The following is a 24,283-nucleotide window of genomic DNA, read 5'->3' on the forward strand; positions in this document are numbered from 1 at the left end:
ATCAGCGCCTGGGCAGATACAGCTGCGGATCGACCGGCTTGCCGTTGAGGCGGATCTCGAAGTGCAGCATGTTGCGCGGTGCGCCGGTGCTGCCGAGTTCGCCGATCTGCTGGCCGGCCTTGACCACCGCGCCTTCGCTGACCAGTCGGCGGCGGTTGTGGCCATAGGCGGAGAGCCATTGCTCGTCGTGCTTGATGATGATGAGTTCGCCATAGCCGACCAGGCCGGACCCGGAATAGACCACGGTGCCGTCGGCGGCGGCACGCACCGGCTCGCCGCCGTTGCCGGCGATGTCGATGCCTTGACGGGTGGAATCACCGGCGAGGTAGGTCGAGAGGATCGCGCCATCGGCCGGCCAGCGCCAGCTCAGGCGCGAGGCGGGCGCCGGAGCCGGCGTGCTCGGGCGCGGCGCGGGGGTGCTGGTCGCGGGCCGCGAGGGTGTCGTGGCGGCGGCCGTGCGGCCGCCCGGATACAGGCGCAGGCGTTGCCCCGGGTAGATGGTGTACGGCGGCGAGATGTTGTTCCACAGCGCCAGATCCAGCGGCGTGATGCCGTTGTTGGTGGCGATGCGATACACCGTGTCGCCGCGCTGCACCACGTAGCTCGCGCCGTACTTGGGCTGCGACACGCGCGGTGCCGGCTTGCTGGCGGGTGCGGTACCGCCAGCGCCACTGGTGCGCACCACGCTGGAGCTGCAGGCAGCCAGTGCGCAAGCGGCGAAGGCGATGATGACGGGCGTAAGCAAGCCGTTGCGGCGATTCATCTGCGACCGGATCCTTGTGCTTTTTGCATACCTTAACCGAGCCATCCGCAACGTCGCATCAAGCGCCACGCAGTTGCAGCCAGGCGATCGCCACCGCGACCACCACGGCCACCGCCCAACCGAGCCATTCGACGTAGCGACGGATCGCGCCCTCCAGCCGTTCCCCACCCCAGGCCACCAGCCCGGCGACGAGGAAGAAGCGCGCACCGCGCCCGATCAGCGAGCCGAGCAGGAACGGAATGACGCCCACACCGGTCGCACCCGAGGCGATGGTGAACACCTTGTACGGAATCGGCGTGAACGCGGCCACGAACACGAACCAGAACCCGTAGCGCTGGAACAGCGCCTGGATCCGGTGGAACGGTTCATCCCAGCCCATCTTCAGCATCCACGGCCAGATCGCGTCGAGAGCGAAATGGCCGAGGGCATAGCCAAGCAGGCCGCCGAGCACGCCGCCCAGGGTGCACAGCAGGGCGAAGCGCCACCATTTGCGCGGTTGCGCCATCGCCATGGGCGCCAGCATCACGTCCGGCGGCACCGGGAAGATCACCGACTCGGCGCCACTGAGCAGGGTCAGCCACAGCGGCGCGCGGCGATGGCGCGCCAGGCGCAGGCAGAATTCGTAGATCGGACCGAAGAGTTTCATCGTGCGCTCAGCCGTCGATGATGCCGGGCAGCAACGGCACGAAGGCGACCGGTGCCAGGGAGTTCTGCTCGATGTTGCCTGCGGCGTCCTTGCGCAGGCGCAGCAGTTCGCCGGCAACCGGCGCGACCAGGGTGCCGCCGGGCGCAAGCTGGTCGAGCAGGGCTGGTTCGAGCGCGGCGGCGCCGGCAGTGACCAGGATCGCGTCGAACGGTGCTTCCTCGGGCCAGCCGACACGGCCATCATCATGCCGGCTGCGGATTTCCATGCCGAGCCGGCGGAAGCGCTTGCGCGCCCCGCGCAGCAGGTCGCCGATGCGCTCGACGGTGAACACCTGCAGCCCCAGCGCGGCCAGCAACGCGGCCTGGTAGCCGGAACCGGTACCAATCTCCAGCACCGTGCTCGGCGCGGTTTCCAGCACCGCCTCGGTCATCCGTGCCACCACCCACGGCTGCGAGATGGTCTGCCCGTGGCCGATCGGCAGCGCGGTGTCCTCGTAGGCGCGTGCAGCCAGCGCCTCGTCGACGAACAGATGCCGCGGCAGGGCGCGGATCGCGGTCAGCACGCGTTCGTCGCTGATGCCCTGCTCGCGAAGACGCTCGATCAGGCGGTCGCGCACGCGCTGGCTGGTCATCCCTAGGCCCAGCGCATCCGGATCCAGGCGCATGCGGGAAATCATCACAGCGCGAAGCCCTGCACCCAGCTCGCCACCTGTTCCAGCGCCTGGTAGCGGGTCAGATCCACCTTGATCGGGGTGACCGAGATCGCGCGCCGGCGCACGGCATGGAAATCGGTCCCCGGGCCCGCATCCTGCTCCGGCCCGGCCGGCCCGATCCAGAAGAAGGCGCGGCCACGCGGGTCGGGCGCCGGCACGCAGCCTTCGGCGCGATGACGGTTGCCCAGGCGCGTGGCCTCGAAACCGGTCACTTCCTCCCAGGCGCAGTCCGGCACGTTGACATTGAGGATGGTGTCGGCCGGCAGCGGCTCGCGGCCGAGGCGATCCACGATCTGCACCGCGGCGCGCGCGGCGGTATCGAAATGCCGTGGCTGGTGATCGCGGGTGACCAGCGACACCGCCACCGCCGGCAAGCCGAGGAAGCGCCCTTCCATCGCCGCCGAGACGGTGCCCGAATAGATCACGTCATCACCGAGGTTGGCCGCGTTGTTGATGCCGGAAACCACGATGTCGGGCTCGGGCTGGCCGTTGAACATGCCGGTCAGCGCCAGGTGCACGCAATCGGTGGGCGTGCCGTGCACGCGCCAGGTGTGCTCATCCACCTGCACCGCCTGGATCGGCAAATCGAGGGTGAGCGAATTGCTGGCGCCGCTGCGGTCACGGTCCGGCGCGACCACCGTGACATGGTGTCCGGCCTGGCGCAGGCCATCGGCCAACACGTGGATGCCCGGGGCATCCACCCCGTCGTCGTTGCTCACCAGAATGCGCATGGATTCCCTCGTTTCGAAGCGCTCATGATACCGGAGCCGGCTGGCGCTAAAGTGGCGGCATGAGCCGCAAACCGCCCCGTCCGCAGCCGGATGACGACGCCGCCCTGTTCCGCGAAGCGATCGGCCCGGTGCGCGAGTTGCCCGCCCGCGCGCCACCGCCGCAGCGTCCGAGGCCGAAGCCGCGCGCGGCGATGGCCGAGCGCGACGATGCCCTGGTGCGCGAGGAGTTCCGCCTGGCACTGGATGCGCAACTGCTGGGCGCGGGCGATGCCCTGCGCCACCGCCGTGACGACGTGCCGCCCCCCGTGCTCAAGCGCCTGGCGCGCGGCGAATTCGCCGCCGGCGACGAGCTCGACCTGCATGGCGCCGATGCGCGCAGCGCCGAACGCTGGCTGCGCGAGTTCCTGCGCGAGGCACGCGAGCAAGGCACCGCCTGCGTGCGCATCATCCACGGCAAGGGGCGCTTCTCGGCCGACGGCGTGCCGGTGCTGAAGAACCTGGTCGATCGCGTGCTGCGCCAACGGCGCGACGTGCTCGCCTTCCATTCCGCACCCGCGGCGCAAGGCGGCACCGGCGCGGTGCTGGTACTGCTCGACACCCGGCGCTGAGTCATGCGTGGACAAGGCCCCGTGCGCCTGACGGGGCTTCAGCGTTGCGCGTCGACGACCTCGCCCAATGCGTGCAGCACGCTGGTGGCGTAGCTCCCCGCGGGCAGCTCGAAGCCCAGTTCCAGCACATCCGGCTGCGGCCAATGCCAGTGCACATGGCGTGGCCACAGGCGCAGGCTGCGACGCTCCTGACGCATGCCGGCCGCTTCCAGTCCGGCACACAGCGGCGCATGCCGCGCGGCGATGCCCTGCTCAAGGGCCTGTACCACGCCCGTGCTGCGCAGCTCGCCGCGCCCCCACAGCGGCCCGGTGGCATGGATGTCCCCGTTCGCCAGACGCGCACGCACGGCTTCGTCCAAGGGCTCCGGGCCGAAGATGCTGTGCCGGCCATCGAGCATGAACACGTCGCCTTCGAGCCCCGAATCCCAGTCGCCACGACGCACGCGCTCGCCGAGAACGGCATTGAACAGCGCCGAACGCGCGGCGGAGAGCAGCAGCGAACGCTCCTCGCGGCGCACGCGGCGGCCGGCGAACATCGCGAGTGCCTGCTGCACGTTGTCGCCATGGCGCCCGAAGCGCTGCTCGCCGAAATAATTGGGCACGCCCTGCGCCGCGATCTGCCGCAAGCGGTCTTCGATCGCTCCGACATCGCCAGACACCGCGCGCAGGCGCAGCGCGAAACGATTGCCGGCCAACGCTCCGCGCGGCAACTTGCGGCTGTGCCAATGGGCCTCCAGCACGCGCAGTCCGTCCTGGTCGAAGGTGGCGAGGTCGGGTGCCCGCTTCTTCGGCAACCACACGCTGAAGCGCTGGCGAGTCACCGCATGCCGATCCTTGAGCCCGGCATGGCCGATCGCCGATTCCGCCACGCCCGCCCAGCGTGCGATGCCGCGCGCGGCGAAGGCGGTGGTCATGCCGCGCTTCTCCACCGTGAGCAACAGATGCTCGCCGCTGCCGGACGGCGCGAAGGCGTCGATTTCCTCGACGTGAAAGTCCTCCATCTGCGCGCGCATGCGCGCACGCATAACGCCCGCGCCATGCGCGCGCGGCAGGTCGGCCCAGGCTTCCGCACACGGCGCCGCGTCGTTTTCGATGGCGGGATCGGTCGCGTCGTTGTCGGCGGCGCTCACTGCGCCACCAGCAGGCACACCGCCTGCGCGGCGATCCCCTCGCCGCGCCCGGTGAAGCCCAGGCGCTCGCTGGTGGTGGCCTTGAGACTGACCGCATCCAGCGGCATGCGCAATTCCGCCGCCAGCAGTTCACGCATCGCCTGTGCATGCGGACCGATCTTCGGCGTCTCGCAGATCACGGTGATGTCGCAATTGCCCACGCGCCAGCCGCGCTCGCTGGCAAGACCAAGGCAATGGCGCAGGAAATCGATGCTGGCCGCATCCTTCCAGCGCGCCTCGCTGGGCGGGAAATGACGGCCGATGTCGCCCAGCGCCAATGCGCCAAGCATGGCGTCGCACAGCGCATGCAGGGCGACGTCGCCATCGCTGTGCGCGATCACGCCGCGCGTGTGCGGCACGCGGATGCCGGCGATCATCAGATGATCGCCCGCGCCGAAGGCATGCACGTCGAAGCCCTGGCCGATGCGAAATGGCGGATTGGGAGGTGTCGGGTTCATCGTGTCGACCACAGGTATCGGAGGTGGGCAAGATCCGTCGGCGTGGTGATCTTGAGATTGTCCTCGCGGCCTTCGACCAGCTGCACCCGTGCGCCGACCCGCTCCATCGCCATCGCTTCGTCGGTGACCTCGACGCCGTGCGCGGCGGCATCGGCCAGTGCCGCGGCCAGCGCCGCGCGCGGAAACGCCTGCGGGGTCAGCGCGCGCCACAGCGCCTCGCGCGGCAGCGTCGCCTCGATGCAGCCGGCGGCATCGGCGCGCTTGAGCGTGTCGCGCAGCGGCGCGGCGAGGATCGCACCCTCGGCACCGGCATCGAGCGCGGCGAACAGCGCGTCAAGGTCGGCATGGGCGATGTTCGGGCGTGCCGCATCATGCACCAGCACCATGTCCGCGTCCGCCACCTGCGGCGGCAGCACGGCGAGCGCATTGGCCACCGACGCGGCGCGGCTGGCACCACCGCTGCAGCCGAGCAGCGGTTTGCCGTGCAGGCGTTCGACACCATGCGGCCACTGGCGATCATCCGCGGCCAGCGCGACCACCGCGCCGGCGATGCGCGGATGGCCCAGCATCGCCTGCAAGGTGTGCGCCAGCAGGCTGCGGCCGTGCAGCTCGAGGTGCTGCTTGGGCACTTCGCCACCGAAGCGCGCACCGCGCCCGGCGGCGGCGATCACGCACCAGTGCATGCGGCTCACGGTGAGTCCCCGCTGTCCTGCGCCGGCTTGCGCGCCGCCTCGTCGACCACGCGGTAGAAGGTTTCGCCGGGGCGGATCAGACCGAACTCGTCGCGCGCACGTTCCTCGATCGCGGCGCCACCGGAGGATGGATCCTTGAGATCGCGCACTTCCGCGGCCAACGCATCGTTGCGTCGCTGCAGCGCTTCGTTTTCCGCCTTCTGCCGTTCGATCTGCGCACGCAGCATGCGCACTTCGTACTCGCCGCCGACGCCGAACCACAACCGGTACTGCAACCAGGCGAGCAGGCCCAGCAGGAGCAGCAACAGCAGCAGCGGACCGCCGCGGCGCATCGGCTCAGCGCTTGATCGAGACGAAAGCGTCGCGGCCGGCGTAACGCGCCGCGTTGCCCAGCTGTTCCTCGATGCGCAGCAACTGGTTGTACTTGGCGACGCGGTCGGAGCGGCACAGCGAGCCGGTCTTGATCTGCGTCGCGGTGGTGGCGACGGCGATGTCGGCGATGGTGGTGTCCTCGGTTTCGCCGGAGCGGTGCGAGACCACCGCGGCGTAGCCGGCGGTATCGGCCATCGCGATCGCCTCCAGCGTTTCGGACAGGGTGCCGATCTGGTTGACCTTGATCAGGATCGCGTTGGCGACGTGCTCGTCGATGCCCTGGCGGAAGATGCGCGGATTGGTCACGAACAGGTCGTCGCCGACCAGTTGCACGCGCTGGCCGAGCTTCGCGGTCATCTGCTTCCAGCCATCCCAGTCGTGCTCGCCCATGCCGTCTTCGATGCTGACGATCGGGTACTCATCGCACCAGCCGGCGAGGAAATCGACGAACTGGTCGCTGCCCAAGCGCTTGCCTTCGCCGGTCAGGTTGTACTTGCCGTTGTCGTGGAACTCGCTGGAGGCCACGTCCAGGCCGAGCAGGATGTCCTCGCCCGCCTTGTAGCCGGCCTTGCCGATCGCTTCCATGATCGTGTCGAGCGCCTCGGCATTGCTGCGCAGGTCCGGTGCGAAGCCGCCCTCGTCACCCACCGCGGTGGACAGGCCGCGCCCCTTGAGCACCGACTTCAGCGCATGGAACACCTCGGTGCCGGCACGCAGCGCTTCGGAAAAACGCTCGAAGCCGACCGGCAGGATCATGAATTCCTGCAGGTCCACGTTGTTGTCGGCATGCGCACCGCCATTGATGATGTTCATCATCGGCACCGGCAGCGCGACCGCGCCCTGCCGCGCCTGCCCGCCGTGCGCTTCGGCGAGGAACGGCGCGTTGATGCCCGCCAGGTATTGCCACAGCGGCTCGCGGCGCGAGGCGGCCGCGGCATGCGCCAGCGCCATCGACACGCCCAGCAGCGCATTGGCGCCCAGCCGGCCCTTGTTCTCGGTGCCGTCGAGGTCGATCAGGCGCGCGTCCACGCCACGCTGGTCGAACGCATCCATGCCCTTGAGCGCATCGGCGATGGTGGCGTTGACGTTCTCGACCGCCTTGCCCACGCCCTTGCCGAGGTAGCGGGTCTTGTCGCCATCGCGCAGCTCCACCGCTTCCTTGGTGCCGGTGGAGGCGCCGGACGGCACCATCGCGCGGCCGAAGCTGCCATCGGCCAGGGTCACCTCGGCTTCGAGCGTGGGGTTGCCGCGGGAGTCGAGGATTTCGCGGGCGTGGATACGGGTGATTGCGGTCATGAGGCTCTCGTCAGTTCATTCCAATCCGAATCCTGCCGGCATCGCTGGGCCGTGCGGGCCGGCGTGCGCGGGCAGGGTCAAACACGCTCCAGCACGTGCTGGAGGCACTGCAGTTACATGTCCTGTTCCAGGAAGCCGCCACGCTTGGCCACGGCATCCAGTTCCTTCAGCGTTTCCAGCAGGGCGCGCATCTTCGGCAGCGGCCAGGCGTTGGGCCCGTCCGACAATGCCTTGGACGGATCCGGGTGGGTTTCCATGAACACGCCGCTGACGCCGACCGCCACCGCGGCGCGCGCCAGTACCGGCACGAACTCGCGCTGGCCGCCGCTGGCGCTGCCCTGCCCACCCGGCAGCTGTACCGAGTGGGTGGCATCGAACACCACCGGGCAGCCGGTGTTGCGCATCACCGCCAGCGAGCGCATGTCGCTGACCAGGTTGTTGTAGCCGAAGCTGGCGCCGCGCTCGCAGACCATGATCTGCTGGTTGCCGGTGGAACGGGCCTTCTCCACCACCGGCTGCATGTCCCAGGGCGAGAGGAACTGGCCCTTCTTGATGTTGACCGGCTTGCCGGCGCTGCACACGCGGGTGATGAAGTCGGTCTGCCGCACCAGGAAGGCCGGTGTCTGCAGCACGTCGACCACGCTGGCAACTTCGTCCATCGGCGTGTATTCGTGCACGTCGGTGAGCACCGGCACGCCGATCTGGCGCTTGACCTCGGCCAGCACGCGCAGGCCTTCCTCCATGCCCGGGCCGCGGAAGGAGCCGATCGAGGTGCGGTTGGCCTTGTCGAAGCTGGACTTGAAGATGAACGGGATGCCCAGCGCGTCGGTGATTTCCTTCAGCGTACCGGCGGTGTCCAGCTGCAACTGTTCGGATTCGACCACGCAGGGGCCGGCGATCAGGAACAGCGGCTTGTCCAGGCCGATCTCGAAGCCACACAGGTTCATGCCTTGCCTCCCGATGGGCTGCGCTTCATGCCACCACCTGCTGCAGCAGCTTGCCGCCGGCCTTGCATTCGCGCGCGGCGCGGATGAAGCCGATGAACAGCGGATGGCCCTTGCGCGGGGTGGAGAGGAACTCCGGATGCGCCTGGCAGGCCAGGAACCACGGGTGGTTCGGCCACTCGATCATTTCCACCAGGGTGTCGTCCATCGACTTGGCGGAGATCACCAGCCCGGCGTCTTCCAGCCGGCTGCGGTAATGGTTGTTGAATTCGTAGCGATGGCGATGCCGCTCGCTGACCACGTCCTGGCCGTACAGGCGGTGCGCCAGGGTATCGGGCTTGATGCGCTGCGACTGCAAACCCAGGCGCATGCTGCCGCCGAGGTCGCTGTCCTCGCTGCGCCGTTCGACCTCGCCCGTCGAGGTGCGCCATTCGGTGATCAGGCCGATCACCGGGTGCGCGCAATCACGATCGTTCTCGGTGCTGTTGGCGCCCTCCAGCCCCGCGGCGTGGCGCGCGGCATCGACGATCGCCGCCTGCATGCCGTAGCAGATACCGAAATAGGGGATGCCGGCCTCACGCGCATGGCGCGCGGCGGCGACCTTGCCTTCGAAACCGCGATCACCGAACCCACCCGGCACCAGCACGCCATCCACCCCGGCCAGTGCCTCGGCCGCGCCCAGACGCTCGAGATCCTCGGATTCGACCCATTTCAGGTTGACCCGGGTACGCTGGTGGATGCCGCCATGGCGCAGCGCCTCGGCCACCGACTTGTAGGCGTCCTTGTGGTCGATGTACTTGCCGACCACGGCGATGCAGACCTCGTCCTGCGGATGCTCGGTGGCATCGACCACCGCCTGCCATTCCGCCAGATCCGCCTCGGCGCTGGCCTTGCCTTCCAGACGCAACTGCTCGACCACGATCTGGTCCAGGCCCTGCTGGTGCAGCCACGCCGGGATCTTGTAGATGTTGTCGAGGTCGATCGCGCTGATCACCGCGCGCTCGGGCACGTTGGTGAACAGCGCGATCTTGCGTCGCTCGCCCGCCGGCAAAGCCTGTTCGCTGCGGCAGATGAGGACGTCCGGCTGGATGCCGATCGAGCGCAGCTCCTTGACCGAATGCTGGGTCGGCTTGGTCTTGAGCTCGCCCGCGGCGGCGATCCACGGCACCAGCACCAGATGCATGAACATCGCGCGGCCGGGGCCGCGCTCGATGCGGATCTGGCGGATCGCCTCGAGGAACGGCAGCGATTCGATGTCGCCCACGGTGCCGCCGATCTCGACCAGGGCGATGTCGAAGCCGGCGGTGGCCTCGTCGATGCGGCGCTTGATCTCGTCGGTGATGTGCGGGATCACCTGCACCGTGCCACCGAGGTATTCGCCGCGGCGCTCCTTGCGGATCACCGAGTCGTAGATCTTGCCGGTGGTGATCGAGTTGCGGCCCGAGAGGCGGGTGTTGACGAAGCGCTCGTAATGGCCGAGATCGAGGTCGGTTTCGGCGCCATCGTCGGTGACATACACCTCGCCGTGCTGGAACGGGCTCATGGTGCCGGGGTCGACGTTGATGTAGGGGTCGAGCTTCATCATCGTCACGTTCAGGCCGCGCGCCTCGAGGATGGCGGCCAGAGACGCGGCGGTGATGCCCTTGCCGAGCGAGGACACCACCCCCCCGGTGACGAAAATGATGGGCGGGACGGCGGTGTCGGTGTTCATCGGGCTGGCATCGCGCTGGAAACCCTCATTCTACCGGATGCGCCCGGCGCCGGGCCGGCTCCGCACCGACCACGTCGCCGCACGCATGCAAAACAAAGGCCCCGCCGGGGCGGGGCCTGCCATCGACCAAGCCATGGCGGCTTCAGCGCGGCTCTTCCTCTTCCTTCTCGGGCTGGTTGGCGTCGCGTCCGGCATGGCGTTCGGCGCGGCGCTTGCGCGCCTCGGCCTCGTCCTTGCGCTTCTGTTCGGCGCTCCTGGCAGTGTCGCTGCGCTCGGTCCGCGTGTCCTGCGTGCGCTTGGGCGGCTCCGCGGGCTTGTCCTGCCGCGCGATGGCCAGACCCGCGCCAAGCGCGATCACGGCGCTGCCGGCGGCAAGAAGCAGGGTACGGGTTTTCATCACGGCCTCCTCGGTTTCCCGGATTCGGGATTCGGATTCCCGCGCAGCCTACGCCAGCGCGCCTGAATCGCGGCTGGGCATAAAATGTGCGGATGACGACACGTTACGACGCCGCCGATATCGAAGTCCTGTCCGGCCTGGATCCGGTCAAGCGCCGCCCCGGCATGTATACCGACACCAGCCGGCCCAACCATCTGGCGCAGGAAGTGATCGACAACGCGGTGGACGAGGCGCTGGCCGGCCATGCGCGACGCATCGAGGTCATCCTGCACGCCGATGGCAGTTGCGAGGTGGCCGACGATGGCCGCGGCATGCCGGTGGACATCCACCCCGAGGAAGGCCTGCCGGGACTGGAGCTGATCCTCACCCGGCTGCATGCCGGCGGCAAGTTCAACAACCGCAACTACACCTTTTCCGGCGGCCTGCACGGCGTCGGGGTGAGCGTGGTCAATGCGCTTTCGACACGGCTGGAGGTCTGGGTCAAGCGCGATGGCAGCGAACACCACATGGCGTTCGAGAATGGCGAGCGCAGCAGCACGCTGCAGGTGGTCGGCACCGTGGGCCGGCGCAATACCGGCACCCGCCTGCGTTTCTGGCCCGACCCGCGCTATTTCGACAGTGCGAAGTTCAATCTGCGCGCACTCAAGCATCTGCTGCGCGCCAAGGCGGTGCTGTGTCCCGGGCTGACCGTCAGCCTGCACGACGAAGCCAGCGGCGAGCATGTGGAATGGTTCTATCAGGACGGCCTGCGCGATTACCTCAAGGGCGCGCTGGGCGATGCCGGTGCGCTGCCGGCGGAGCTGTTCGTCGGCCAGATGCACAAGGATGCCGAAATGGTCGACTGGGCACTGGCCTGGCTGCCCGAGGGCGAGCTGGTGCAGGAAAGCTACGTCAACCTGATCCCCACCGCGCAGCACGGCACCCATGTCAACGGCCTGCGCTCGGGCCTGACCAATGCGCTGCGCGAGTTCTGCGATTTCCGCAACCTGCTGCCGCGCGGGGTGAAGCTGGCGCCGGAGGATGTCTGGGACCGGGTCGGCTTCGTGCTCAGCCTGAAGATGCAGGAACCGCAGTTTTCCGGCCAGACCAAGGAGCGGCTCAGCTCGCGCCAGGCCGCGGGCTTCGTCGAATCGGCGGCGCATGACGCGTTCTCGCTGTGGCTGAACTCGCACCCGGAAACCGGCGAAAAGATCGCCCAGCTCGCCATCGAGCGCGCCTCGGCCAGGCTCAAGAGCGAGAAGCAGGTGGTGCGCAAGAAGGTCACCCAGGGCCCGGCCCTGCCCGGCAAGCTGGCCGACTGCATCAGCCAGGACCTCTCGCGCACCGAACTGTTCCTGGTGGAGGGCGACTCGGCCGGCGGCAGCGCCAAGCAGGCGCGCGACAAGGACTTCCAGGCGATCCTGCCGCTGCGCGGCAAGATCCTCAACACCTGGGAAGTGGCCTCCGGCCAGGTGCTGGCCTCCAGCGAAGTGCACGATCTTGCGGTGGCGATCGGCTGCGACCCGGGCAAGGACGATCTCTCCGGCCTGCGCTACGGCAAGATCGTGATCCTCGCCGACGCCGATTCGGACGGATTGCACATCGCCACCCTGCTCTCGGCGTTGTTCCTGCGCCATTTCCCGGCGCTGGTCGAGGCTGGCCACGTGTTCGTGGCGATGCCGCCGCTGTTCCGCGTGGACGTGGGCAAGCAGGTGTTCTACGCGTTGGACGAGGAGGAAAAGCGCCTGCTGCTCGAGCGCATCGAACGCGAGAAGCTGAAGGGCGCGGTATCGATCACCCGCTTCAAGGGCCTGGGCGAGATGAACCCGCAGCAATTGCGCGAGTCCACCATCCACCCCGACACCCGGCGCCTGGTGCAGCTGACCAACGACGACCATGCCCTGACCCGCGGCCTGATGGACATGCTGCTGGCAAAGAAGCGCGCCCCCGACCGCAAGGCCTGGCTGGAGGAAAAGGGCGATCTCGCCACGCTGGAAGTCTGAACCGGATCGCGGCACGCGCCTTGTCGCAGGTCAGTCCTGCGGGCTGAACAGTGCCTCCGGGGCGTCGTGCTGCCGCGCCCAGGCCAGCCATGCCACGTCGGTCGGGCCGAGCGCGGATTCCACCACCCGCCAGCCATCCTCGTCGCGGCGCAGCAGCGCCATGTAGGCATTGGACACGCCGCCGGCGCGCGCGGCGTCGGCCAGCGGGGTATCGGAAAAACCCAATCGCGTGCCGTCCGCCTCGCGCATGTCGGCGTGCAGCAGGGCCCAGTCGCCACTAACCCGCAACACGCGCACCATGAACTGCACCGGCTTGCCGAGGCCGGATTCGGCGGGCACCCGTGCCACGCGCAACAGTGCGCGCCGCTCCCGGCTGCCCGGCGCGGGTACCTGCACGGCAGTGGTCGAAGCTTGATCAGATCCGGCCGCAACGGTGACAGGTGCGGCGGAAACAAGCCCCAGCAGGCAGGACAAGACAATGGGCAACATGGCAAAGCCGCGGCAGCAAGGATGCCGCCACCTTAACCCACATCCCTCCCGGCGCTGGACCTGCGCTCAGTGCCCCAGCGCCGCCTCCAGCATGCGCCGCAACAACGGCTGCAGGCGCGCGGCCTTGTCGTCGTTCCACTCGAAGCTGGCCTCGTCCATGTAGCAGCGCTGGCTGATTTCCAGCTGCACCGCTTCCACGCCCGCGGCGGGCCGGCCGTAATGGCGGGTGATGTGGCCACCCTTGAAGCGTCCGTTGCTGACGTGGTCGTACTCGTGCTGTGCCGCCAGCACCGCCTCGATCCGCGCCTGGGTCGCCGGCAGGCAACTGGCGCCGGCCGCGGTGCCGAGATTGAGGTCCGGCAAGCGGCCCTCGAACAGGAACGGCAATTCGCCGCGGATGGAATGCCCTTCCCACAGCAGGACGCGGCCATGCTCGGCCTTCAGTCGTTGCAGCTCATCCGCCAGCGCCCGGTGATAGGGCCGCCACCAGCGCTCGATGCGCGCCCGCACTTCGTCCGCATCCGGCTCGGCGCCAGGCAGGTAGACCGGCTCGCCACTGAACTGCACCACCGGGCACAGGCCGGTGGTGTTCTGCCCGGGATACAACGACACATCGTCCTCGCCGCGGTTGAGGTCGATGACGTAGCGCGAATGACGCGGCACGATCAGCGAGGCGCCCATCTGGCGCACGAAATCGTACAGCCGGGCGATGTGCCAATCGGTATCCGGCACACGGCGCGCGCTCGGCGTCAGGCGTGCACGCAATTCGGGCGGAACCCCGGTGCCGTCGTGCGGCACGCTGACCAGGAGCGGCAGCCGGCCGCGGTGCAGGGTGAACACGTCGTCTTGCATGTGCCCAGTTTACGGGTCGCAGCGGATGTCATGCACGGCGGGAGCGGCATTGGTTATGCTGCCGGCCATGGATGCGCCCTTCGGCGCGGGGAGAGAACCGATGCTGATCTTCATGCTGGTCGTGCTGGGTCTGGTGGTGTTGTTCGTGCTCTGGGGCATGGGCGTGTACAACGGGCTGATCCGCGCGCGCAATGCGTTCCGCAACGCGTTTGCACAGATCGACGTGCAACTGCGCCGCCGCTTCGACCTGATCCCGAACCTGGTCGAAACCGCCAAGGCCTACCTCGGCCACGAACGCGAGACGCTGGAAGCGGTCACCGCCGCGCGCAGCGCCGCGCAGGCCGGCCTTGCCGCCGCGCGTGCCAATCCCGGTGACCCTGAGGCGATGGCGCAGCTGGCGCAGGCGCAGCAGCAGCTCAACAGCGGGCTGGGCCGCCTGCTGGTCACGGTGGAAGCCTATCCGGACCTCAAGGCCAACCAGAACATGATGCAGCTCACCGAGGAGCTGACCAGCACCGAGAACAAGGTCGCGTTCGCGCGGCAGGCGTACAACGACTCCGTGATGGCCTACAACAACCGGCGCGAGGTGTTCCCCTCCAGCGTGATCGCCGGCATGTTCAACTTCACCCCGGCGGCGCTGCTGGAAATCGAAGCCGACCAGCGCGAAGCGGTGCGTGAAGCGCCCAAGGTCAGCTTCTGAGCGTGCGCGCGGCACATCCCGTGCCGGTGGCGGCGGCATGCCGCACTCGATTGCCGGCTGAGGCGCATCGACCATGAGCAACTTCTTCGAGCGCCAGGCACAGGCGCGCCGCCAATCCGGACGCCTGCTGTTCCTGTTCGCGCTGGCGGTGGCCGGCATCGTGATCGGGGTCAACATCGGCGTCGCCATCGCCTTCGGCCCTTCGCCGGCGATCCTGCTCGCCGCCACCGTGATCACCCTGATCGTGATCATCGGGGGGTCGCTGTTCCGCATTTCCAGCCTGTCCGAAGGCGGCTCGGCGGTGGCGCGCAGCCTCGGCGGGATGGAAGTACCGGAAGACACCACCGACCTCAACCTGCGCCGGCTGCGCAACGTGGTCGAGGAAATCGCGATTGCCTCGGGCGTGCCGATGCCGCAACTGTTCGTGCTGGAGCAGGAAGCCGGCATCAACGCCTTCGCTGCCGGCTATTCGCCCGCGGATGCCGCGGTGGCGGTGACCCGCGGCGCGCTGGAGCGGCTCAATCGCGATGAGTTGCAGGGCGTGATCGCGCACGAGTTCAGCCACATCCTCAATGGCGACATGCGCCTCAACATCCGCCTGATCGGCGTGCTGTTCGGCATCCTGATGATCGGCTTGGCCGGGCGCAAGGTGCTGGAAGGCGGACGCTTCCGCGGCCGCGGGGCGGGTGGCGTGGTGCTCGCCGCGCTGGCCTTGATGGCGATCGGCTACCTCGGCCTGTTCTTCGGTCGCATGATCAAGGCCGGCGTCAGCCGCTCGCGCGAAGTGCTGGCCGATGCCTCGGCGGTGCAGTTCACCCGCCAGACCACCGGCCTTGCCGGTGCGTTGAAGAAGATCGCCGGGCTGCATGAGGGCGCGCGCCTGAGCCACCGTGACGATGCCGAGGAAGTCAGCCACATGCTGTTCGGCGATGGCGTCGGCTTCCGCGGCCTGTTCGCCACCCACCCGCCGCTGCTGCAGCGCATCCAGGCGCTGGAGCCGGGCTTCGATGCCACCGCGCTGGAAGGCCTGCGCCGCTACTGGCTGCAGCAGCCACCGAGCGGACTGGCCGAAGACCGGCTGATGGGCTTCAGCATGGACGGCGATGGCGCACTGCCGGCCGCAAGCGGCGAAGTGAAGGTGACGCCGGGCAGCGTCAGCGCGCAGGTGGCCAATCCCGCCGCCGACGACTATTTCGCCGCCGAGAGCATCAGCGCGGCGATACCGGAGGCGCTGCGCGCGCTGGCCACCGACCGCGATGGCGCGGTGGACCTGCTGCTGGGCATGCTGCTCGACCCGCACGCCGAGCTCGCCGCACGGCAGCAAACGGCGATCGCCGCACGTCTGGGCCATGCGCATGCCACGCGCGCGGCGGACCTGGCCGCTGGCGAACTGCGCGAGCTGCACCCGATGCTGCGTCTGCCGCTGGCCACCATCGCCTTCCCCACCCTGCGCCTGCGTCCGCGGGTGGAGGTGGAACGGCTGGTGGAGACACTGGATGCGGTCAGCCTGACCAATGGCGAACTGTCGCTGTTCGAGTATTGCCTGGCGCGCCTGCTGCGCACGCAACTGGACGATGCACTGGACCCCGCGCGCCAGGGCCGCGGCCGGCTGCGCAAGCTGCCCGCATTGCGTGACGAAGTGCTGACCCTGCTCGGCGTGCTGGCACGGTGCGGGCATGACGACGACGAAGTCGCTCGGCAAGCCTGGCAACGCGGCAGCAACATGCTGTTCCCCAACGAAGCATTGCGTTGGCAGCCGCATGCCGCTGGCGTGCATGCGCTGGACGCGCTGTGGAAGCCGCTGGATCAGCTCGATCCGCTGGCCAAGCAGGCGCTGCTCGAAGCGATCACCGCGACCATCAGCCATGACGGCCACATCAACGTGGCCGAAGCCGAGCTGCTGCGCGTGATCTGCGCCACCCTGCACTGCCCGCTGCCGCCGGTGCTGCACCACTGAGGACGGAAGGGCGCGTCAGCCGCGTCGTCGATCAACGTCCCTCGCGCAATGCCTGCAACAGCTTGCCGCCGGCGCGGCCATCCGCGGTCCAGCCCAGGCGCTGCTGCTCGCGGCGGATGGCGGCGCGACTGGCCGCACCGAGCATGCCATCGACCGCGCCGATGTCGTGCCCGCGCGCGATCAGCAGGCGCTGCAACTCGACCCGCTCATCGCGCCCGAGGCCAGGGTCGTCGGTCGGCCACGGCGTGCGCAAACCGGGCTCGCCGCGCAGCGCATCGGCGAGCAACGCGATCGCCAGCGCATAGCTCTCGGCGGCGTTGTAGCTGTAGATCGCATCGTAGTTCTTGAACACGACGAAAGCGGGGCCGGCAGCACCGGTCGGCACCAGCAGCGCCGCATTGCTCGATGCCGGCAGCGAAAACGCCGCACCGTCGATGCGGCGCAGGCCCATGCCCTGCCAGCTGCCCAGGGTGCGACGCTTGGTGCGACCGGCCAGAGCGGTGTTGAACCCGGCCGGCAGGCGCACTTCGTGGCCCCAGGGTTCGCCGCTGCGCCAGCCCGAGCGACGCAGGTAGTTGGCGGTCGAGGCCAGCGCGTCGGGAATCGAACCGACCAGGTCGCGGCGGCCATCGCCATCGAAATCCACCGCGATGCGGTTGTAGGTCGAGGGCATGAATTGCGTATGCCCGAATGCACCGGCCCAGGAGCCGGTCATGTCCTCGATGCGCACGTCGCCGCGCTGCACGATCTTCAGCGCCTCGAACAGCTCGCTGCGGAAAAACGCCTGACGACGGCCGAAGCAGGCCAGCGTGCCCAGCGACACCAGCAACGGGCGGCGGCCGAAGTTCTGCCCGTAATCGCTTTCCACGCCCCATACCGCGACCACGGTGGCCGGATCGACGCCATAACGCGCCTCGATCCGCTGCAGCAGATCGGCGTGTGTGGCCAAGCGCTCGCGCCCTTCGCGGATGCGCCGCGCATCGACCAGCATCGCCAGATAGTCCCACAAGGGCGTGGTGAACTCGGGCTGGCGATCGAGCAGCGGCAACACGCCCATGTCCGGCACGATGGAAAGCGCATGACGCTCGAAGGCATCGGCACTGACCCCGGCGGCGAGCGCCGGTGCGCGCAATCCGGTCATGCAGCGCTGGAACGTGGCCGCCTGCTCGGCGCTGGCCGGTACCGGCTGCGGTGCACGCGGAGCCGCCGGCGCCGGCGGTTCCGCGGCCACTTGCGGCGGCAGCTCTTCCACCGGGTCGGGCTGCGGCTCGGGCGGTTTGACCGCCGGCGGCGCACAGGCGGCGAGCAAGGCGATGGTCAGTGCGGCAGCAATCCGCGGACGTCGAAGCACGGAACCCCTCCACGTGGCCTGCCCCCCATCATGCCCACGGCACGGGGCAGGCGCCACCTTCCGTGGCGTTCAGCCCGGCTCGCCGCCGATGCCGGGCAATGCCGTGCTGCGGTGGAAGTCGAAAATCAGATGGGTCTGGATGTGCGCCACCTCGGGCCGTTCAGTGAACACCGCCAGTGCCAGCTCGCGCAGGTGCGCGCTGTCGCGCGCGCCCACGTGCACGAGGAAATCGTCGGCGCCGGCCAGGTGATAAAACGCGATCACCTCGGGTCGCGACAGCAGATGGGCATGGAAGCCATCGACCAGTGCGCGCGAGTGCTGCGCCAGGCGCACCGCAACCAGCGCCTGCAAGCCGATGCCCAGCGCCTGCGGCGCGACTTCGGCGTGATAGCCGAGCAGCACGCGCGACTCCCGCAGCCGGCGCACGCGCTCGAGCGCGGTCGAGGGCGCGATCCCGGTGCGCGCTGCAAGATCCTTGTTCGCCAGCCGTGCATTCTTCCGCAACAGTTGCAGCAAGGCGAGATCAGTTCGGTCCAGCATCCGCTTCTCCGCAGAATCACGAAATATCCTTCGGCATGGTACTTATGTTCCGAATCATTGACTACGATGGAGTCCATCCATCGAAGGAATGCTGCAATGCCGCATGACCACCGTTTCGCCACCCGCGCCGTGCATGCCGGCCGCGAGGACTTCGCCGAACTCGGCGTGCATGCGCCGCCGCTGGATCTGTCGACCACCTACCCGGTGCGCGACCTGGCCGAGGGCGAGCAGAGTTTCGATGCCCTGGTCGCCGGCCACGCCGAAGCCGCCAACCCGATCTATGCCCGCCTGCACAATCCCACCGTGGCGCGCACCGAGCGCGCACTGGCCATGCTCGAAGGCAGCGAGGCGTGCGTGGCCTACGGCTCGGGCATGGCCGCGCTGACCGCGGTATTGCTGGCGCGCGCGCAGGCCGGTCGCCACGTGCTGGTGGTGCGGCCCTTGTATGGCACTTCCGATCACCTGCTTGCCAGCGGCCTGCTCGGCATCGAGGCGGAATTCGTCCGGGTCGATGAAATCGCCGCCCGCCGACGCGCCGACACCTCGCTGGTGATCATCGAAACGCCGGCCAACCCCACCCTCGACCTGGTCGACATCCGCGCCGTGGTCGAGGCCGCCGGCGAGGTGCCGGTGCTGGTCGATTCCACCTTCGCCACCCCGGTGCTGCAACGCCCGGTGGAACACGGCGCGACCTACGTGCTGCACAGCGCGACCAAGTTCCTCGGCGGCCACGGCGACGTGATCGCCGGCGTGGTGTGCTGCCCGGAAACCCATGCCCAGGCGTTGCGCACGGTGCGCGCCGCCACCGGCGCGCTGCTGCATCCGCTGCCGGCCTACCTGATCCACCGCGGCCTGCCCACGCTGCAGTTGCGCGTCGAGCGCGCACAGGCCAACGCGACCTTGCTCGCCGAACGTCTGGCCAGCCACGCCGCGGTGGCCGCGGTGCATTACCCGGCGCTGGGCACGGTGGCCAATGCGCACCTTCTGGGCACGCAAATGGAGGGCCCCGGCGCGCTGATCTCGGTCGATCTCAAGGGTGGCCATGCCGCGGCGGCCGACGCCATGCGCAAGGTGCGCCTGCTGACCCCGGCGGTCAGCCTGGGCTCGGTGGACAGCCTGATCCAGCACCCGGCCGGCCTGACCCATCGCGTGGTGGACGAGGCCTCGCGTGCCGCACATGGCATCACCCCGGGCCTGTTGCGCATCTCGGTCGGCATCGAAGACGGCGAGGACCTGTGGACGGACCTCGCCCAGGCGCTGGACTGAACGCCGTTGAGCCGAGCCGCAGCCAGATGACAAGGCCGCCGATCGGCGGCCTTGTCGTTCAGCAGGAAGCTTGTGCGCGGCTCAGCGCCGGCCTCCGAGCATCGAACTGCCCATCTTGACCAGGTCACCGAGGCCGAACTGGCCATCGCCGTCCTGATCCAGCACCGCCCCGATCAGACCGCCACCGACCCCGCCCTGCTGGCGCACGCTCTGCGATTCGCGCCCGAGCATGTCGCCGAGCAGGCCGGCATTGGCCTGCGCCGGTTGCTGGCCGCCGCTGAACATGCGCTTGGCCAGATACGCCAGCACGATCGGCGCCAGGATCTTGAGCAGGGTCTGTGCCTTGTCGTTGCCAAGCCCCGTGGCTTGGCCAAGGCCGGTCACCGCCTGCTGCTGGCGATTGCCGAAGATGTGCCCGAGCTGGCCCATGCCGTCGGTCTGCCGCGACGGCGTGCCGCCCAGCACCGCGCCGAGGATGTCACCCAGGCCCATGCCCGCCGCAGCCTGGTGATCACGGTTGAGCGCGCCGAACAACGCCTCGGCTCCCTGCGGCTGGCTGGCATTGCGGCCCAGCGCACCGATCAGCAAGGGCAATGCCGCGGCGATGGCGCCGCCGGTCTGGGTCTGGCTGAGCCCGAGTTGCTGGCTGATCTGCTGCATCGCCGGGCCGGAAAGCTGGGAAAAGATGTCGTCGCTCAGGTTGTTCATCGCAATCTCGTGGGGTGGAAGAATCGGTCCAAGCTTACGCCGCGCATCGCGATGATGGCGTGGTGGCCGGCTGCACATTCCAAGACCGTCACGCTGGGGTGCGACACTGCCACACTCGCCGAACCGCCGGCCCCGAGGACGAAGCCATGAGCACTGCCGAGCTGACGCTGTACACCCACCCGATGTCGCGCGGCCGCATCGCGCGCTGGATGCTGGAGGAAACCGGCCTGCCCTACCGCGCCGAAATCCTCGAGTACGGCACCGGCATGAAGGCGCCGGCGTACCGCGCGATCAATCCGATGGGCAAGGTGCCGGCAATCCGGCATGGCGACACCATCATCACCGAGGTCGCGGCGATCGGCCTGTACCTGGCCGACCAGGTGCCCGACAAGCGCCTCGCGCCGCCCGTGGACAGCCGCGAGCGCGGGCCGTATTACCGCTGGATCAGCTTCATGGCGCCGCTTGAGCAGATGGTCATGGCCAAGCACGCCGGCACACTCGGCGACCCGACTTCCGCCGGCTATGGCACCGAGAAGGATGTGCTGGACACGCTGGAAGCGGCGATCGGCGAGCGCGAGCATCTGGCGGGTGACGGCTTCAGCATGGCCGACCTGATGGTCGCCGCCTACCTCGGCTGGTACCTGCGCTTCAAGATGATCGAGCCGCGCGAGCCCTTCGTGCGCTTCACCGCGCTGCACGCCGCGCGCGCGGCGGCACGGCGTGCGGACGAAATCGACGATGCACTGCTGCCCGGGCAGGAAGCCGCGAAAGACGGCGCGGGCTGACCGACGCGGATCGCCGCGGCCGCGATACCGGCCATGCTGACCGCACGCCATGGCGATGCGGACGCCGCGCCGCCAATGCCACGTTCAGCGCGTGAATGACGGACCGCACCTCGGCCAACGCGAAAGCGCCGGAAATTTCCGGCACTTTCGCGTCCTGCAACCCCGTGAGGCCGGCGATCAGACCTCGACATCCTCCGCGCCCGGGCAGTTGCCGGGCATGGCCGGCTCGGGCGGGTCGATGTGGAACGGGTTGTCGTGCTTCATCGCCGCCAGTCGCGCCAGTGCGGCCTCGACGCCGGCGCCGTAGGCGGGGTCGGCCTTGCGGCAGTTCTCGACGTGGCGCTGCTTGATGAAATCCGGGGCATCGCCCAGGGCACGCGCGGTGTTGTCGAACAGGCGCTGCTTCTGGCCTTCGTCATACAGGCGGAACAGCGCGCCGGGCTGGCTGAAGTAGTCGGCATCGTCCTCGCGGAAGTTCCAGAAGTCGGCATCGCCACGGATCTTCAGCGGCGGATCGCGGTACTCGGGCTGCTCCTGCCACTGGCCGTAGCTGTTCGGCTCGTAATGCGGCAGGCCGCCGTAATTGCCGTCCAGCCGCATCGCGCCATCGCGGTGGTTGCTGTGCACCGGGCAGCGCGCGGCGTTGACCGGGATCTGGTGGTGGTTGACGCCAAGCCGGTAACGCTGCGCGTCGGAGTAGGCGAACAGCCGCGCCTGCAGCATCTTGTCCGGGCTGAAGGAAATGCCCGGCACCACGTTGCTCGGCGCGAATGCGCTCTGTTCCACGTCCTGGAACCAGTTTTCCGGGTTGCGATTGAGCTCGAACTCGCCGACTTCGATCAGCGGGTAATCCTTCTTCGACCACACCTTGGTCAGGTCGAACGGATGGGTGTGGTAGCGCTCGGCCTCTTCTTCCGGCATCACCTGCACGTACAGCTTCCACTTCGGGAATTCGCCGCGCTCGATCGCCTCGAACAGGTCGCGGCCGCTGCTTTCGCGGTCGCCGCCGACCACCGCCGCGGCCTGCGCGTCGGTCAGGTGCTCCAGGCCCTGCTGGCTGATGAAGTGGAACTTGACCCAGAAACGTTCGGCATCGGCATTGATGAAGCTGTAGGTATGCGAGCCGAAACCATGCATGTGGCGGAAGCCGCGCGGGATGCCGCGATCGCTCATCACCACCGTCACCTGCAGCAGCGCTTCGGGCAGCAGGGTCCAGAAATCCCAGTTGTTGCGCGGGCTGCGCAGGTTGGTGTGCGGATCGCGCTTGACCGCCTTGTTGAGGCTGTCGAACTTGCGCGGGTCGCGCAGGAAGAACACCGGGGTGTTGTTGCCGACCAGGTCCCAGTTGCCTTCCTCGGTGTAGAACTTCAGCGCGAAGCCGCGGATGTCGCGCTCGGCATCGGCCGCGCCGCGCTCGCCGGCGACGGTGGTGAAGCGGGCGAACATCTCGGTCTTCTTGCCGACCTCGCTGAAGATCTTGGCGCGGGTGTAGCGGGTGATGTCATGGGTGACGGTGAAGGTGCCGAACGCGCCCGACCCCTTGGCGTGCATGCGCCGCTCGGGGATGACTTCGCGGTTGAGGTTGGCCAGCTTCTCCAGCAGCCACACGTCTTCCATCAGCAGCGGACCGCGCGGGCCGGCGGTCTTGCTGTTCTGGTTGTCCACCACCGGCGCACCGAAGGCGGTGGTCAAACGGCTGACCGGGCACTGGCCCTCGTGCAGGCCGCGGGTGGTGCTCAGTTCTTCTTGTGCTTCGGCGCGGGCCTGGGTGATCTGGCGTGGGGTCTGGCTCATGTGCTGAACTCCTGTGCGTGGATTTCGCGGGACATGAACAGCATCGCAGGCCTTGGATGACTTTGGAAATCGTTTGATTCGACCTTTTCGATAGCCTCCTGCTATCGATGCGGACATTTCATCAGCCCCAACGAATACGGGACGCCGCAGCGTCCCGTGATTCCCTCATGCCAGGCGCGGCACGCTCACACGCGCGAGGCGATCGCCTTGGCAAAGTCCATGGTGGTGCCTTCGCCGCCGAGGTCGGGAGTCAGGCTGTCGCGCGCCTCCAGGGTCGCGACGATGGCCTTGCGCAGGCGCTCGGCTTCCTCGGGACGGCCGAGGTGGTCGAGCATCTGCGCGGCACCCAGCAGCAACGCGCAGGGATTGGCGATGCCCTTGCCGGCGATGTCCGGCGCCGAGCCATGCACGGCTTCGAAGATCGCCGCGTTCTCGCCGATGTTGGCACCCGGAGCCAGGCCGAGTCCGCCGACGAGGCCGGCGCAGATGTCGGAAATGATGTCGCCGAACAGGTTGGTGGTGACGATCACGTCGAACTGCTCGGGACGCATCACCAGCTGCATGCAGGCGTTGTCCACGATCATCTCGTTGCACTCGATGTCCGGGTAGTCCATGGCCACCTCGCGCGCGGTCTTGAGAAACAGGCCGCTGGTGGACTTCATGATGTTGGCCTTGTGCACCACGGTGACCTTCTTGCGCCCGGTGCGGCGCGCCAGTTCGAAGGCGTAGCGCACGATGCGCTCGGAGCCCTTGCGCGTGACCCGCTGCACCAGGGTCGCGCTGGCACCGTCCTCGCTGACCTCCTGGCCATCGCTGGTGTAGGCACCTTCGGTGTTCTCGCGCACGGTGACGATATCCACGCCACCGGGGAAGCGCGCCTTGGTATTCGGGAAGCTCTTCGCCGGACGCACGTTGGCGTACAGGTCGAAGATGCGGCGCAGGGTGACGTTGATCGAAGTGAAGCCCTCGCCCACCGGCGTGGTCAGCGGCGACTTCAGCGCCACCTTGTTGCGGCGGATCGAATCCAGCGTCGCCTCGGGCAGCAGCTCGCCATGCTTTTCCATGGCGACGAGGCCGGCATCGGCTTCCTCGTAGTTGAAGCCGAGGTTCATGCTGTCGAGCACGTGCAGCGTGGCGGCCATGATTTCCGGGCCGATGCCGTCGCCGCGGATCACGGTGATGGTCTGGGTCATTGGATTTCCTGCAGTGGGGAGGCCGGCGGCAGCCGGCGAGAGACGGATATCAGCCGCCTATTATGCCGTGCCGCGCATGGCCGGGCATACGCCCTTGGTCGCAGGCCTCGTGCGTGGACCGGCACACGCAGGGCAGGACGCCGCTGCGCACTGCCCAGGACAGCCCG

At 68.5% G+C, this 24,283-nt stretch carries 25 protein-coding genes; 6 read left to right on the plus strand and 19 right to left on the minus strand.

Annotated elements, in window-relative coordinates; genetic code table 11:
* Position 1: 1 nt before the first annotated feature.
* The 4 genes from ACW11F_RS04820 to surE are packed head-to-tail and all read right to left on the minus strand — an operon-like array spanning position 2 to position 2,852.
* Positions 2-763 carry a peptidoglycan DD-metalloendopeptidase family protein gene (locus tag ACW11F_RS04820; RefSeq protein WP_456995727.1) on the minus strand — a complete coding sequence of 254 codons (762 nt, stop codon included), beginning with the start codon at positions 761-763 and terminating at the stop codon, positions 2-4.
* Between the two features lie 58 nt (positions 764-821).
* Positions 822-1,409 carry a YqaA family protein gene (locus tag ACW11F_RS04825; protein ID WP_456995728.1) on the minus strand — a complete coding sequence of 196 codons (588 nt, stop codon included), beginning with the start codon at positions 1,407-1,409 and terminating at the stop codon, positions 822-824.
* A gap of 7 nt (positions 1,410-1,416) precedes the next feature.
* A complete protein-coding gene (locus ACW11F_RS04830) occupies positions 1,417-2,085 on the minus strand; it encodes a protein-L-isoaspartate(D-aspartate) O-methyltransferase (RefSeq protein ID WP_456995887.1) in 669 nt (222 codons plus the stop codon).
* Positions 2,085-2,852, minus strand: a complete 768-nt coding sequence (gene surE, locus ACW11F_RS04835) for a 5'/3'-nucleotidase SurE (RefSeq protein ID WP_456995729.1) — start codon at positions 2,850-2,852, stop codon at positions 2,085-2,087. The genes ACW11F_RS04830 and surE overlap by 1 nt, the downstream gene beginning before the upstream one ends.
* A gap of 59 nt (positions 2,853-2,911) precedes the next feature.
* Here surE and ACW11F_RS04840 point away from each other — a divergent pair, with 59 nt between their 5' ends.
* Positions 2,912-3,460, plus strand: a complete 549-nt coding sequence (locus tag ACW11F_RS04840; RefSeq protein ID WP_456995730.1) for a Smr/MutS family protein — start codon at positions 2,912-2,914, stop codon at positions 3,458-3,460.
* 38 nt (positions 3,461-3,498) lie between these two features.
* On the opposite strand, the gene truD is transcribed toward ACW11F_RS04840, so the two are convergent.
* The 8 genes from truD to ACW11F_RS04880 form a co-directional block, all read right to left on the minus strand.
* Positions 3,499-4,512, minus strand: a complete 1,014-nt coding sequence (gene truD, locus ACW11F_RS04845) for a tRNA pseudouridine(13) synthase TruD (protein WP_456995888.1) — start codon at positions 4,510-4,512, stop codon at positions 3,499-3,501.
* A gap of 74 nt (positions 4,513-4,586) precedes the next feature.
* The gene (gene ispF, locus ACW11F_RS04850; RefSeq protein WP_456995731.1) at positions 4,587-5,087 is read right to left on the minus strand and encodes a 2-C-methyl-D-erythritol 2,4-cyclodiphosphate synthase; all 501 of its coding nucleotides are present in this window, start codon (positions 5,085-5,087) and stop codon (positions 4,587-4,589) included.
* The gene (gene ispD, locus ACW11F_RS04855) at positions 5,084-5,779 is read right to left on the minus strand and encodes a 2-C-methyl-D-erythritol 4-phosphate cytidylyltransferase (protein ID WP_456995732.1); all 696 of its coding nucleotides are present in this window, start codon (positions 5,777-5,779) and stop codon (positions 5,084-5,086) included. The genes ispF and ispD overlap by 4 nt, the downstream gene beginning before the upstream one ends.
* Positions 5,776-6,111, minus strand: a complete 336-nt coding sequence (gene ftsB / locus ACW11F_RS04860) for a cell division protein FtsB (RefSeq protein ID WP_456995733.1) — start codon at positions 6,109-6,111, stop codon at positions 5,776-5,778. Before ftsB ends, ispD begins: the two co-directional genes overlap by 4 nt.
* Positions 6,112-6,115: 4 nt before the next feature.
* A complete protein-coding gene (gene eno, locus ACW11F_RS04865; RefSeq protein WP_456995734.1) occupies positions 6,116-7,447 on the minus strand; it encodes a phosphopyruvate hydratase in 1,332 nt (443 codons plus the stop codon).
* Positions 7,448-7,560: 113 nt separating this feature from the next.
* On the minus strand, positions 7,561-8,394 hold the full coding sequence (gene kdsA / locus ACW11F_RS04870) for a 3-deoxy-8-phosphooctulonate synthase (RefSeq protein WP_456995735.1): 834 nt from the start codon (positions 8,392-8,394) through the stop codon (positions 7,561-7,563).
* A gap of 25 nt (positions 8,395-8,419) precedes the next feature.
* Complete coding sequence (locus ACW11F_RS04875) at positions 8,420-10,102, minus strand: CTP synthase (protein WP_456995736.1); 1,683 nt, start codon at positions 10,100-10,102, stop codon at positions 8,420-8,422.
* 142 nt (positions 10,103-10,244) lie between these two features.
* Positions 10,245-10,499 carry a hypothetical protein gene (locus tag ACW11F_RS04880; RefSeq protein ID WP_456995737.1) on the minus strand — a complete coding sequence of 85 codons (255 nt, stop codon included), beginning with the start codon at positions 10,497-10,499 and terminating at the stop codon, positions 10,245-10,247.
* Between the two features lie 92 nt (positions 10,500-10,591).
* Between ACW11F_RS04880 and parE the strand changes: the two genes are divergently transcribed.
* Positions 10,592-12,481: a DNA topoisomerase IV subunit B gene (gene parE / locus ACW11F_RS04885; protein ID WP_456995739.1), complete on the plus strand. Its 1,890-nt coding sequence runs from the start codon at positions 10,592-10,594 to the stop codon at positions 12,479-12,481.
* 30 nt (positions 12,482-12,511) lie between these two features.
* Here the strand turns inward: parE and ACW11F_RS04890 are convergent, their stop codons facing one another.
* Both ACW11F_RS04890 and hutG read right to left on the minus strand, forming a co-directional pair.
* Positions 12,512-12,877, minus strand: coding sequence for a hypothetical protein (locus ACW11F_RS04890; protein WP_456995740.1), 366 nt, complete (start codon positions 12,875-12,877; stop codon positions 12,512-12,514).
* Between the two features lie 159 nt (positions 12,878-13,036).
* Positions 13,037-13,822 carry an N-formylglutamate deformylase gene (gene hutG, locus ACW11F_RS04895; RefSeq protein ID WP_456995741.1) on the minus strand — a complete coding sequence of 262 codons (786 nt, stop codon included), beginning with the start codon at positions 13,820-13,822 and terminating at the stop codon, positions 13,037-13,039.
* A gap of 106 nt (positions 13,823-13,928) precedes the next feature.
* Here hutG and ACW11F_RS04900 point away from each other — a divergent pair, with 106 nt between their 5' ends.
* Together ACW11F_RS04900 and ACW11F_RS04905 are read left to right on the plus strand one after the other, a co-directional pair.
* A complete protein-coding gene (locus ACW11F_RS04900; RefSeq protein ID WP_456995889.1) occupies positions 13,929-14,522 on the plus strand; it encodes a LemA family protein in 594 nt (197 codons plus the stop codon).
* 73 nt (positions 14,523-14,595) lie between these two features.
* On the plus strand, positions 14,596-16,479 hold the full coding sequence (locus ACW11F_RS04905; protein WP_456995742.1) for a M48 family metallopeptidase: 1,884 nt from the start codon (positions 14,596-14,598) through the stop codon (positions 16,477-16,479).
* Between the two features lie 31 nt (positions 16,480-16,510).
* On the opposite strand, the gene ACW11F_RS04910 is transcribed toward ACW11F_RS04905, so the two are convergent.
* A complete protein-coding gene (locus ACW11F_RS04910) occupies positions 16,511-17,710 on the minus strand; it encodes a lytic murein transglycosylase (RefSeq protein ID WP_456995890.1) in 1,200 nt (399 codons plus the stop codon).
* A gap of 189 nt (positions 17,711-17,899) precedes the next feature.
* A complete protein-coding gene (locus ACW11F_RS04915) occupies positions 17,900-18,370 on the minus strand; it encodes an Lrp/AsnC family transcriptional regulator (protein WP_456995743.1) in 471 nt (156 codons plus the stop codon).
* Positions 18,371-18,466: 96 nt separating this feature from the next.
* Between ACW11F_RS04915 and ACW11F_RS04920 the strand changes: the two genes are divergently transcribed.
* Positions 18,467-19,636: a trans-sulfuration enzyme family protein gene (locus tag ACW11F_RS04920; RefSeq protein ID WP_456995744.1), complete on the plus strand. Its 1,170-nt coding sequence runs from the start codon at positions 18,467-18,469 to the stop codon at positions 19,634-19,636.
* Between the two features lie 81 nt (positions 19,637-19,717).
* On the opposite strand, the gene ACW11F_RS04925 is transcribed toward ACW11F_RS04920, so the two are convergent.
* A complete protein-coding gene (locus ACW11F_RS04925) occupies positions 19,718-20,344 on the minus strand; it encodes a DUF937 domain-containing protein (RefSeq protein ID WP_456995745.1) in 627 nt (208 codons plus the stop codon).
* A 146-nt stretch (positions 20,345-20,490) separates the two neighbouring features.
* On the opposite strand from ACW11F_RS04925, the gene ACW11F_RS04930 reads away from it, so the two are divergent.
* A complete protein-coding gene (locus tag ACW11F_RS04930; protein WP_456995746.1) occupies positions 20,491-21,129 on the plus strand; it encodes a glutathione S-transferase family protein in 639 nt (212 codons plus the stop codon).
* A gap of 177 nt (positions 21,130-21,306) precedes the next feature.
* Here the strand turns inward: ACW11F_RS04930 and ACW11F_RS04935 are convergent, their stop codons facing one another.
* Together ACW11F_RS04935 and ACW11F_RS04940 are read right to left on the minus strand one after the other, a co-directional pair.
* The gene (locus ACW11F_RS04935; RefSeq protein ID WP_456995747.1) at positions 21,307-22,923 is read right to left on the minus strand and encodes a catalase; all 1,617 of its coding nucleotides are present in this window, start codon (positions 22,921-22,923) and stop codon (positions 21,307-21,309) included.
* 185 nt (positions 22,924-23,108) lie between these two features.
* Positions 23,109-24,116 (minus strand): isocitrate dehydrogenase, encoded by a 1,008-nt coding sequence (locus ACW11F_RS04940; RefSeq protein ID WP_456995748.1) that lies wholly within the window; start codon positions 24,114-24,116, stop codon positions 23,109-23,111.
* Positions 24,117-24,283: the final 167 nt, after the last annotated feature.

It is taken from the genome of Luteimonas sp. e5 (assembly GCF_054031035.1).